Source organism: Marinobacter oulmenensis (assembly GCF_014201735.1).
Classification (GTDB): Bacteria; Pseudomonadota; Gammaproteobacteria; order Pseudomonadales; family Oleiphilaceae; genus Marinobacter; species Marinobacter oulmenensis.
In genome coordinates this window covers 38,068-49,691 of the sequence record NZ_JACHFE010000006.1, presented here as the reverse complement: position 1 = coordinate 49,691, position 11,624 = coordinate 38,068, and the positions used below count along the sequence as shown (strand labels likewise).

The window sequence follows — 11,624 nt, the reverse complement described above, 5'->3', positions numbered from 1 at the left end:
GTCTTCTGTCATCCGGCCCTGCCCCCTAGAGCCGGATGATCCCTTCGCCCTGGTCGCTCACCCAGCGAGCCCAGTCCGAATTCAACATGGCGACACCGCCCAGGTAGTGTTCATCCACCAGGTAGTACGACAGCGTGCGGTCACCCCGATCGAAGTTATGCATCAGCCGCACCACGAAGTTACGGCGGGTGGGTTTGGCGAGCAGAAAATAGACGAACTGTCCCGCCTGGGCACGCACACTACTGCTCCCGGAGAAATCCGAATGTCGCCATTTAATGCTGGGCAGTTTCAGGAACTCGCCAATCGCCGCTAAACGGCCCTGTTCACGGGCTTTGGCGACAACCCAGCGGTTTTCCGGGTGATGCTCAAAATACAGGCCCGATTCATCCCGCCCCAACATCTCCATCTGTTCGGCCAGCCCCTCATTCAACCAGGATGGCGCATAGGGAACCAGGCTATGGAGCACGGCATGGCTCACCTCATGCTTGATCGTCCTGAAGGTGCGGGGCTTGTCTTCCTGCATATAGACGGCTATCTGATGTTCCCGGGGCATATACACACCGTAGGACGCAACAGCCAGCCCTCCGCCCTTGCCAGCCAGGTAGTTCTGGTATTCCCGCGCCCCCTTGAAAATCAGGATATTGACGGGCACCGTCTGGTACATGTCAAAGGACATCACACGGTCATAAAACTCGTAGACGCTGTTCACGCCGTCGACAATCTGCTGGTGTTCCGCATCGCTGAGTTCAACATCAACGGTTTCGACCTTGATATCAAAACGCGACCATTCAGAGGGGCTTGGCCTGACGTTGACCACTTCCTGTTCAAGCCTGTGATCCTTGCGATCACTGAAATGCACCTCGCCGTTTTCATCCACCCATTTGTAGATCTCGGCATGCCCCGGGCTGACAACGGTCATAGCCAGCGCAAACACGAGAGCCGGGTGACGGGTTTTCCCTAACCATCGAAACATTGAGCTTCACCCCATCGAGAAAAAGTGACGGCAGCGTTTCCCTGCTTAAGCGTCAGGAATGGCAGCGATGACCGAAATTTCCACCAGCAACTCCGGAGACGCCATCTTTGCCTGCACACAGGCCCTGGCCGGTGCCTCGCCTTCAGGCACCCAGTTATCCCATATCTCGTTCAAGGCCTGAAAATCAGCCATATCCGCCAGGTAGATCGTCGCCGAAAGCATCCTGTCGCGGCCGGAACCGATGCTTTCCAGCAGCTCGTCCACGTTCTCCAGCATCCCGGTTACCTGGGTATGAATGTCGCCACCGGTATCCTTGGCAACCTGGCCACAAAGGTAAGCCGTGCCGTTGTGTTTTACGATCTTGCTCATGCGTTGATTGGTGCCAATACGTTCTATCGTCATTGCTCTCGCCTGATTGGAAAATGTAAAGGGAAACCGGGACTGAACGGTTCCCAGCGCCAGGCCACTGACCGCCATTGGTTCCCGGTTCGTCCGCTTGTTGACCATCATAGCACCGTAATCCATCTCCCTCCTGAATGGTCGAAGAATTGCATGAAATGCTGATAAGGAGACGTGTGCACGCCTAATCCAATTTCAATCGAACCCGGCGTTAGGTAAAATTCCGCGCCGTTTTTGTTAATTGAGCGATCAATCAAAAGGGTCAACATGCGAATTATATTTTTCCTGGCGGTTTTTGCATCGGTTCTGGCCGGACACAAGGCCTACGCAGCCGAGCAGTGCGAACAGATACGCTTCGGTACTGTGGACTGGACAGACGTGAAGGCGACCACCGCGGTGGCCTCAGAACTGCTGCAGGCCCTGGGTTACGACGTGGAGATCTCCGACCACTCCGTCGGGGACACCTACGACGCCATGGCCAGTGGCGATATCGACATCTTCCTGGGCAACTGGATGCCCAGCATGGCCCCGATCGCCGATCCGCTGGTCAACAACCAGCAGATTGAACGGCTGGGGCCCAACCTGACCGGCGCCAAATACACACTGGCCGTGCCGCAAGCCGTCTACGACGCGGGGGTGAAAAGCTTTTCAGACATCGCCAAATACGCCGACCGGTTTGATCACCGCATCTACGGGCTGGAAAAAGGCAACGATGGCAACCAGTTGATTCTCGACATGATCGACACCAACGCCTTTGATCTGGCCGAATTTGAACTGCTTGAGACTTCCGAGCGCATCATGCTGGCCCAGGTGAATGCCAAAATTCGCGACAACCAATGGATTGTCTTCCTGGCCTGGGCGCCTCACCCGATGAATGAACAGTTTGATATTGCCTACCTGGAAGGTGGCGACGACTACTTTGGGCCGAATAAAGGCGGTGCAACGGTATACACCAACACCCGCGCCGGCTTCACCGACGACTGCACCAACGTTGCCACGCTGCTGGACAACCTGGAGTTCTCGTTGTCGATGGAAGGCCAGGTGATGGACATGATCCTGAACCAGTTTGCGCCCCAAAACCGGGCAGCACGCCACTGGATGAATCAACACCCGGACACCGTGGAAGCGTGGCTGGAGGGGGTTACCCATCGGGACGGCAGCCCGGCTGATGGGCAGGCTATCGCCCAAGCGATGGAGTTATCTTACTGACGACGCCGGTTGTCCAACGGGTCAGGCCGCCTCATGCGGCCTGACCAGAAGATTCCGCCCGGCGCCCAGTGCCACGACCATCGCACCTAGCCCGATCAGCCCCAGCAGAATGCCCACCACATCCCAGCCGCCGGCCCAGTCGTGCAAAACTTACCTGACCTCCATAACAGACAACGTCCGAAACCCATCCAAGGCAAACTGCTCCGTCATGCCACTCACGAGGTCTTGAATCAGACGGCATCAGCAATAAAAGTCCCACAATGACCCAGATATCCGCGTAGGCCTCACCTCTCATCCTTCCATAAGCCTTCACGTGCTTTGCGGCCAATCGATTTAACAATCGGCTTTCCACCAGGAAATTCCCGCTTTCCTGTTAGAGACCTCAGCAACTTACCAAAACACAAACGTAACCAACTCAATACCGTCCGTTATCAAGTCATAAAGACATTTTCAATTTCTTCGCAAAGCGATAAACGCAAGCTTCGAACGATAGACTGTCATACTGTGATCCGTTCCGAATTTCTTCCATGTAAACTGTTTCCTCAGCCATCCCTTTAGCCGGTACCAGATATCAACATGGGTGAGCAACCGGGCCTTATGATATTCGCCCGCTTTTACGTCAGTGAGAAAACGCATGTCACCACCGTGGATATAATCCCCGAAATTCTCACGCAGAGCAGATTTCAATTTTTCACCTACTACCGGCAAAAACCCCAACACCCAGGACAGTGGAGTAATAACTTTATCGGGCGGTGGCACCATGGTCACCCCATCAGATGAATTAACTACTCGGTATATCGGTGTTTTCATTGTCATAAGCCAGTGATCATCCGATACTCTAGGTGCACCGAATGTATAGCAAGCAGCGTTCCCCCCGATATGATTTATTCTCTTTGCTGCTATTGTTGCCAGCGCACCACCAAGAGAATGGCCGGTTATAAATAGAGGTAAGTTATTAAAATCCTCTAGAGACTGGATAATTTCCATTTCAATCGAGTTATATGCTTGGTGAAAGCCTGAATGCACTTTTCCCTCGGTCACACATTTCGTGAGTACCGCATTAGCATCCGCCTTTATATCCTTTAGTTCTGTCGGCTCCGTTCCTCGAAATGATAAAACAACAAAATCATGAGTTTTAATAAGTATCGCTTGACTACCATTTGCATCAAAAGTGGTAACAAGCTCCGCCCCAAGAAATTCAAGCTGCTCTTCAAGTAGGCGCTTTTCCTCTTCCTGGTTATAGCAAAATTTCTCAACCGCCAGCTGAATCGCGCCTTTTAACATACGGTCATTGCTCTTGCCTTCCAACAGCATTGTCTCAACTTTCCGGCCTAGCTTTCCCGTAATGAAAGGTGGATTAAACTTAATATAAGCCAGTTCGGCAAAGCACGCCATTAACCAAGCGGTTCTATCACTATAGGCCTTCCTATACATTGGAAAGCTCTTGCACAGCAACTCATTAGCTCGATTTAACTCATCACTTGTCTCTATAATTGGCTTTGACATCATCTAATTCCCTGACACCCAGCAAATCAAAATAAAAACATCGGCCTATCCGCACCAAGCTGCAGCAGCAGCAAAATCACCATAAAAAGACCCAGCCCGTTTTTATGTGAACTTCTGCAAAAGAGTCAAAACGACCGCACCAAACTCCTCAGCATTAGAAACTAGATGGTTGATCTTTCTATTTCTGTCTTCTTCAGATTTTACGATCTTCATTAACTCGGAGAGCCTTTTTACATCTGCCGGATCCGGAAACAATTCCTGGACCTCTTCATCCGTCATCCGCGTTATTGAAGAAATTTGCGACGCCAGTCTGTCGTCTGTAGCGTCAGCGGATTCTTCAATTATCGAATCTATTTCACTATCAAATTTATCCCAATCAACAGGCATTTTATTTCTCCCTATCATCTATATTGAATCACGAATGTCCCGTACCTTTCCTATGAACTCCTCAGCTCTGGTCACTTTATTACTGACATCATCAGCCTTACCAAGGAGATCGGAAACGGCATTATCCGTCTTGTTAATGATCTCTCCCAGGCTTTCACCATTTACACCAGCCATTTCCAAGTATCGATTTCTGTTTTCAGAAACCTCAGATGCAGAAAGCAAAAAGCTAGTAATGCTGTTATTCATAGCTCTTGCTTGGTTGTACTCTTTCCTAATCTTACCTTCAATGCGTCTTTCGAGATCATCAAGTGGCTGAATAAGCTCTAGCCGCTTTTCGTTGATTTTACTTTGTAGTCTAGGCCCCACTTTCACCAGGAACAATAATCGCTGTTTTTTGTCATTCTCGCTGACGATTATGTCCCACGCATCAGCTATTGTTTGATTAGAAAAAACTTGGTTCGCAAACTCAGGGACCCACTCATTCTCTATAAACTCATCCACATCCTTTCGCTTTTGGTCAAAAAAACGATTCAGCAGCGTAATATTGGACTTTTCAAGTTCGGAAATTCTTGTTCCCAGCTCCGACGACAACTCAGGGGCCTCAGGCGGGATAGAAGCACATGCCGTCAAAGTCATAATTGCAAGCAATGACACTACCATTGTCATTTTTTTCATCGTACCGTCTCCACCGTTAGTGACTATTACCTGCCTAAACTCATCCAAGAACGGACAACCCTATTGAAGGGTTGTCAGCAAGAAACAGTTAAACTCCAAGGCTTCTTACTCTCTCCTCAATTGACACCCATTCTTTCTCGGTCCTCTTTTGGAAGTCTTGAGCAAATAACGCGGTAGTTCGCATAGAGCTCAAGGAACCTCTGAGAAAAGAATAGACCGACCAGGATCACTACTACGGAAACTATTGCGGTAACCCAGGTAACAATGTTCTTTGAAGCTTCAATTTCCTTTTCTAATTTGACGACATCTGTCCCGAATGAATTTAGTCTTTCTTCATACTTACCCTGCATCACCTGCACTTCTTTCAATTTAGCCCAAATATTATTTATCGAATTCAATCCCTCAACAATTTTCATATATTTAGCATCAATATTCTTTGATGCCTCGTTAGCGTAGGTTATTTGGCCTGTCAATTTGGATATCCTGCTTTCTATCTCCGCAATATCAAGTGATATTTGCCTCGAATTCGCATCAATCCTGTGTTGCGCCTTGTCTAGCTCCGCAGCCAATGCCTCCACTTCAGGCGTGACATTTGCGTAAGACAAACAAGGAAAGATGCATATGCCAATCAACAGCATACCCACATATAGGAATTTCATTTCTCGCCCTCTTCAATGACGGTTCTTGCATTTTCGATTAACTCGTATTTTCCATCAGAATTCTTTTCATATACACGAAACTCATACACGCCTGGATTGCTTCCGAAAACTGTTTTATGGACCCTGTAATAGTCTTCTACCACATCCAACCTTCGCTCGTATATCAACCATTTCTTATCCGTATTATAGTTAGAAAGCACCAGATCTTTACCTTCACGGTGCAGAATCCATTCAAAATAGAGCACATTCGGGGAGATATTAGCTGTGTCTGAGACCAGTTTTATATATGCATACAACTTATGGAGCCCACCGCCAGTGATCGAATCTTCATTGGCGACGGTTGAGTTTAGTTTTTTATCTTTTGTAGAGATAGCTACGGATACTGTGTCCGCAGCCTGACTTTCTATAACGCCAAAAAACGTAGCGCACAGCAATAGTAAAATTACTCTTCTAAGATTCACCATCATCTCCTATTAGTATTTTCCCTATTATTCCGCCAATATTTTGATCAGCCTTTTTCCACCTTGATCGACTAAAATATTGTCATTCGAAAAAAATTCGGAACCTCGACTTACAAATCTCGATTTGATGTTTAAAAAACTTGTATCAAGAATTGCTAAATGCTCACCGTGGTCATTTAGCTGCCTTACAATTAAAATGTCGTAGCTTCCTCCGGTCTTAACACCATCGGTCGCCGCCATAATGCGAGCGCCGCAGCAGCCCAGATACTTGAGGAAATTGAAGGGCAGTAGTACCGAGGAGGAGTCCATACATCATCCTTAACATTGTGCTTTATCCGTTACCTATGACTACACACTAGTCTATTCTGCAGCATCCTGCCTGCCTGACTGGTGATCGAAAATTTTCGTCAATCGCCACCATCGGCGAGGTCCTCTCCGCTCCCATAATGGTTCTGACATACCACAGCGGTCCTGAGAACGCCGATAGGATTGTTCGCGAAGTAGAGGAACTTAGAAAAATGGTAGTCAGCGGCAAAAGGCGCTGAGGAAGCCTTCTCCCGATATATGGAGAAAGAGTTTGGAGAACACAGAATTGCGTTGATGACCACCGCACCGGGCGACACCAGGCCTTAGGCAAACGAATAGAAAGCCAGCCATTGCGGCAGGTTTTTTATTGTCTCCGGCGCATAGAGGCTGTAAAAGCAAATTCCGCCGACGGCCATCGGGACAGAATCAACCGTCGCGCCTCGATTAGCTGCCACTGCTTCTGAAACTGCAGTGGCGAAAGCGATGTCGGTTCCGGAAATGGTATTAGAACCACGAAGGGTTCATCCCTGCCTCAGGCGCCGGGCGCGACCCATTTCGCCCCTTGAAGCAACAGACAGATGAGCAGATTTGGAATACTGCTGGAGTATAGCAATTTAGCCTGTCAGGTCGCCTCATGCGGCCTGACCAGAAGATTCCGCCCGGCGCCCAGTGCCACAATCATTGCGCCTAGCCCGATCAGCCCCAGCAGAATGCCCACCACATCCCATCCGCCGGCCCAGTCGTGCAAAAGCCCAACCAGCAGCGGGCCAAAGGCGGCCAGTACGTAACCGACCCCCTGCGCCATGCCCGACAGCTCGGCAGCGGTATCGCCATCCGGTGCGCGAAGGGCCAGAAGTGTCAGCGCCATGCTGAAGGAGCCGCCCTGGCCCAACCCCAGAATGACGATCCACAGCCACAAACTCTGTGTCGGCGCATACAGACAGCCCGCCAGACCCAACAGGGTGAGCAGCACCACACCGACCAGCACCGCGCGTTGATCCTTCATGCGCCCGCCGAGCAGCGGCGTAGTGATAGCGGTAACGACCTGAAACAGAATCGAGACCGACAGCGCCAGCCCTGCCGTAACCGGCGCGACGCCCCGGTCCTGCAGAATGGTTGGCAGCCAGCCAAAAACTGTATAGGCCAACGACGACTGCAGCCCCATGAACAAGGTGACCTGCCAGGCCAGCGCATTACGGTAAAGGGAATGACCCTCCCGCGGGCGCACGCGAGCCGTGTGCGCGACCCGAAGCTGGGGAATCCAGACCAGCGCAGCGATGACAGCCGGCACCAGCCAGAAGACCAAGGATGGCTGCCATTGATCACCAAAGGCCTGACGCAGCGGCTCGGTGGCACCCGCCGCCAGCGAAGCGCCCAGATTGAGGGCCACGGTATAAAGACCGGTAATGAGGCCGACCCGTGTCGGGAAGTCACGCTTGACGATCCCCGGCAGCAGGACATTCATAATGCCGATGCACGCCCCGGCCAGCGCCGTGAACACGAAGAGACCCACCATGCCCGTCAGGGGGCGAGCCAGCAATGTGATGGCCAGCAGAATGAGGAAAGCAAAAACGGTGCGCTCGGGGCCAATGCGGCGCGACATTTTGGGCGCCAATGGCGCGGCCAGCCCAAGGCAAACAACCGGCAGGGTGGTCAGCACCCCCTGAGCGGCAGGCGACAGCGAGAGCCCGGCAGCGATGTTTTTAAGCACAGGGGAAACACTGGTCAGCGCCGGCCTCAGGTTGATCGCCACCAGCAACAGCCCAACCAGCGCCAGCACCGCCTCCGCCTGAAGCCCCCTTTTTGTAGTGTTCACCGATGACATGCCACAACATCCCCTGCAGAACCAAAAGCGCCCTATTCTAGGGCAGAACGGGGTGTCGTGCAGCATGAGTGGTTACTTACACCATGAACTCACTCTTTCGTTTCTGGCATTTATTTGCGGTCCTGTTCTTTCACGCAGCTATACGTGAACCCTGCGGATCTCGAAAGAGTCACCTGGTGATTTTTAACGTCAGCCCACTGGAATTGCGGCCCGTATTCAGCTTCACAGGCGCGGTCAAAAAAGTCCCTCGCCTCCTGTTCCGGCTCCACCGCTACAATCGTACGAGTGTCATCACCGTTCTCTCGAAACGATATCGTGAGCAATATAGATCGCCCGCTAGAATCCTCAATGGTGACGTCCTTTTGAGCGGAACCTGACGCCATGGACAAATTTGAAAGCCCGAGAAATAGAAACAGGAGTGCTCTGGAGCAAAACACTAAGGCTGGCATAACTTCTCCTGCGGTCGATGAAGGGGCAGTTACCTGCCCTCTTCCTTTTCATTGGAAAGCGACTATTGGGCTCTTATTTCACCGACAGCCGTTGCGGAGAGCCCGGGAATAGTGGATGACAGATAGACAGGCCATGTCCCTGCGTTGTGGGAGACACATAACACGTTGATATAAAGCATGCCTCGAGCGTCGCTGCCAATCGTTCCAGACCTAGAGATCCCGCATTTATCCGCTTGCATCGAGTTGTGATAGAACCCGCCGTCTTTTGTGTAATATTCGACATACCCATTGAGTCGATAATTTATATTGACCGGCACATCTCTGTTGGGAGGAATCAAGTTCAGAGCAGGAGGCCAATAAAGGCCGCTGTTTGCAGTGATCATTTCCGTTTTTTGGTCAGCCGGTTCCCCGGCAGAAAACTGCTTTCCTGGATTAGCTGTGGTGATCCGGTCAATGGCCTTGCGATCAGTAATTTTGCAGATCGCGACATCAAGAACGCCTTGGGACACCATCGTTGTGCCTTTATCGAAAACATCGACACCACCCACTGACTGACAGATATCCTGATGGATGTTCCGCAACTTTTCAGGGCGGGCATTTCTGACAAAGGTGTAAAAGCCATCACCATGCTCATACACTTTTTGAGTGACCTGATGCTGACCACCATACCGATCTTCTACCAACACTTGACGCTCCGTTTCCTTGTCGGAGGCAACGACGCCGGCAGATGCAAGTGATGTGGCCACTATAAACGCAAGACAACTCCCTAGCTTGAAGTCTTTCATTAGGTACCTCCTTGTCTGATTCTTCCCTTTATATACTGAGTACTGAAACGCCATCACGTTACCAATACATTTTCATAGTAGCGCGCGCGCCCCCCTTTGTGAACTATCATGGACTACGACAGAAAAACGCATAAAATCACATTAACCAATGCCACCAGAAGACAATAACAAACTGTTTTATAATAATATTTTTTAAAAAACCAAAATCCTCTTGGACCTGGGATGTTCTAAATGCGAACCAAAAACAACCAAAAACCAAGAGGACGCAGCATACGAGAGACTCCATTGCTCAGGTCAGTATGTAATCTCCGTCTTTTTGAAACAGGCACCGCCTGCAGAAACCTACTTCGCCTCCATAACTGACAGTGTCCGAAACTCATCGAGAGCAAACTGGTCTGTCATACCACTCACCATGTCTTGAATCAGACGGCATCGGCAATAAAACTCCCATAATGGCTCAGAGATATCCGCAGGAGCTTCACGTCTCATCGTGCCGTAAGCCTTCACGTGTTTCGCAGGCAATCGCTTTAGCAATCGGCTTTCCACCAGAAAATCCCCGTTTTTTCCCTCAATCAGTGCGTCAAACTGACTTGTATCCAGCTCCAACAACGGCCGATAGAGCTCAAGTAACCCCGTTATAACCTGATAGCCCTGCAACTCCAGGGTTTGAACCTCGGGGTAAGAAAAAACCTCTTCAAACGCAACCGACTTAAAAGCCTTGATGACACTGTGGCAGGGTGAGCTATCTTCCAGAAGGGCGCGGTTCAGGCGACCGTGAAACACCTCCTCTATGTTATCAATGAACGCTTGCGCTGCATGATTAACAAGGGGATGAATCAGTTTTACCCGCAACCAGACAAAAAACTCATGCTCCGGATTGATGTCTTCTCGTTCAGCCTTTTCAAGTACCTCATCCACCAGTTGGTCGAACGACTTCTTCTTTCCAAAATTGAAGAAATGGCCGTTCTGATGGTCCGATGGACGAAGCTGAGTAAATGCAGACTTTAGCTTTTCTGCCAGGGCCCCATAGCCAATGATGCCCTTATCAACCGCATCCTCCAGGTCCGCGAGACAGTAGGAAATATCGTCCGCAGCCTCCATGACATAGGCTAGCGGGTGTCGACACCCTTCATCCATCCCCAGCGCATGTTGCATGCGCTCGATGAATGCAGACTCGGAAAAATAGTACCCGGGTTTCTTTTTAAGGTACGCCAGTGGCTCATCGCTTGTCGGCTTGGCCTCTGTTGCTCTGCGCGTGTATTTGAAAACAGACGCGGCCTGAACAAACGTCAAGTTGAGCTTTTGAAGCCTGCTTATCAGACGAATCGCCTGGGCGTTACCCTCAAAGGAACACAACTCCGAACCGAGTTCCTGTTTGAAGGCTTCTGCTTCATCAATCTTTTCAAACGGTGCAAGCTTGCCCAAGTTGGAACTGAACCAGCGGGAAATAGCGGCTTCGCCGAAATGACCAAAGGGCGGGTTACCAATGTCGTGCATCAAGCAAGACATCTCGACAACCGTTTCAAAAGCCCTGTCCAGGCCCTTGAGACCAAGATTCTCAGCCTTCTGCCCCAGCCTCTCGTAGATCTTTCGCGCAATGAAGCGGCCGGTTTGTTGTACTTCAAGGGAATGCGTCAGGCGGCTTCGAACCGCCGCATTACGTTCCAGCGGAAATACCTGGGTTTTCTGTTGCAGGCGCCGAACCGCAGCAGAATTGATAATCCTGCCACGATCGCTTTCCAATTGACTCTCCAGCCTGGCCAAGTCGCAAACAGGAAACTTGAACTGATCCGGGCCTGAGCCATCTGCGCCCCGGTTGTATTCGCGCTCAATTGAAAACCGATCTTTAAAATCAACACCTGCCACTTGGAACCCCCATTGAGGTAATGCAACATCGGACCTCCCCCAATTGGGCGAAGTCTTTCCTCCCAGTCTAACCCAAATGATCGCCAGGCCGGGGGGTCAGCATGTTCAGGGGTATCCGGCCGGC

Annotated in this window: 12 protein-coding genes; 1 reads left to right on the top strand and 11 read right to left on the bottom strand. The window is 50.7% G+C overall.

What is annotated here, in order from left to right:
* Positions 1–25 precede the first annotated feature (25 nt).
* The gene (locus HNR38_RS11950) at positions 26–973 is read right to left on the bottom strand and encodes a DUF4124 domain-containing protein (protein ID WP_246362673.1); all 948 of its coding nucleotides are present in this window, start codon (positions 971–973) and stop codon (positions 26–28) included.
* A gap of 45 nt (positions 974–1,018) precedes the next feature.
* Complete coding sequence (locus HNR38_RS11945; protein ID WP_183704970.1) at positions 1,019–1,375, bottom strand: RidA family protein; 357 nt, start codon at positions 1,373–1,375, stop codon at positions 1,019–1,021.
* A 264-nt stretch (positions 1,376–1,639) separates the two neighbouring features.
* Between HNR38_RS11945 and choX the strand changes: the two genes are divergently transcribed.
* On the top strand, positions 1,640–2,581 hold the full coding sequence (gene choX / locus HNR38_RS11940) for a choline ABC transporter substrate-binding protein (RefSeq protein WP_183704459.1): 942 nt from the start codon (positions 1,640–1,642) through the stop codon (positions 2,579–2,581).
* A gap of 450 nt (positions 2,582–3,031) precedes the next feature.
* Here the strand turns inward: choX and HNR38_RS11935 are convergent, their stop codons facing one another.
* From HNR38_RS11935 to dgt, 9 genes are all read right to left on the bottom strand, one after another.
* Entirely contained in the window at positions 3,032–4,090 is a 1,059-nt protein-coding gene (locus HNR38_RS11935) for a lipase family protein (protein ID WP_246362672.1), read from the bottom strand.
* A 99-nt stretch (positions 4,091–4,189) separates the two neighbouring features.
* On the bottom strand, positions 4,190–4,474 hold the full coding sequence (locus HNR38_RS11930) for a hypothetical protein (RefSeq protein WP_183704457.1): 285 nt from the start codon (positions 4,472–4,474) through the stop codon (positions 4,190–4,192).
* An 18-nt stretch (positions 4,475–4,492) separates the two neighbouring features.
* Positions 4,493–5,149 carry a hypothetical protein gene (locus HNR38_RS11925; RefSeq protein WP_183704455.1) on the bottom strand — a complete coding sequence of 219 codons (657 nt, stop codon included), beginning with the start codon at positions 5,147–5,149 and terminating at the stop codon, positions 4,493–4,495.
* Positions 5,150–5,265: 116 nt separating this feature from the next.
* On the bottom strand, positions 5,266–5,808 hold the full coding sequence (locus HNR38_RS11920; protein WP_183704453.1) for a coiled-coil domain-containing protein: 543 nt from the start codon (positions 5,806–5,808) through the stop codon (positions 5,266–5,268).
* The gene (locus tag HNR38_RS11915; protein WP_221275801.1) at positions 5,805–6,269 is read right to left on the bottom strand and encodes a hypothetical protein; all 465 of its coding nucleotides are present in this window, start codon (positions 6,267–6,269) and stop codon (positions 5,805–5,807) included. The genes HNR38_RS11920 and HNR38_RS11915 overlap by 4 nt, the downstream gene beginning before the upstream one ends.
* 27 nt (positions 6,270–6,296) lie before the next feature.
* Positions 6,297–6,578 carry a hypothetical protein gene (locus tag HNR38_RS11910; protein ID WP_183704449.1) on the bottom strand — a complete coding sequence of 94 codons (282 nt, stop codon included), beginning with the start codon at positions 6,576–6,578 and terminating at the stop codon, positions 6,297–6,299.
* Positions 6,579–7,197: 619 nt separating this feature from the next.
* Positions 7,198–8,400, bottom strand: coding sequence for a CynX/NimT family MFS transporter (locus HNR38_RS11905; protein WP_183704447.1), 1,203 nt, complete (start codon positions 8,398–8,400; stop codon positions 7,198–7,200).
* 511 nt (positions 8,401–8,911) lie between these two features.
* The gene (locus HNR38_RS11900) at positions 8,912–9,634 is read right to left on the bottom strand and encodes a hypothetical protein (RefSeq protein ID WP_183704444.1); all 723 of its coding nucleotides are present in this window, start codon (positions 9,632–9,634) and stop codon (positions 8,912–8,914) included.
* 342 nt (positions 9,635–9,976) lie between these two features.
* The gene (dgt, locus tag HNR38_RS11895) at positions 9,977–11,500 is read right to left on the bottom strand and encodes a dGTPase (protein WP_183704442.1); all 1,524 of its coding nucleotides are present in this window, start codon (positions 11,498–11,500) and stop codon (positions 9,977–9,979) included.
* Between the last annotated feature and the right edge of the window lie 124 nt (positions 11,501–11,624).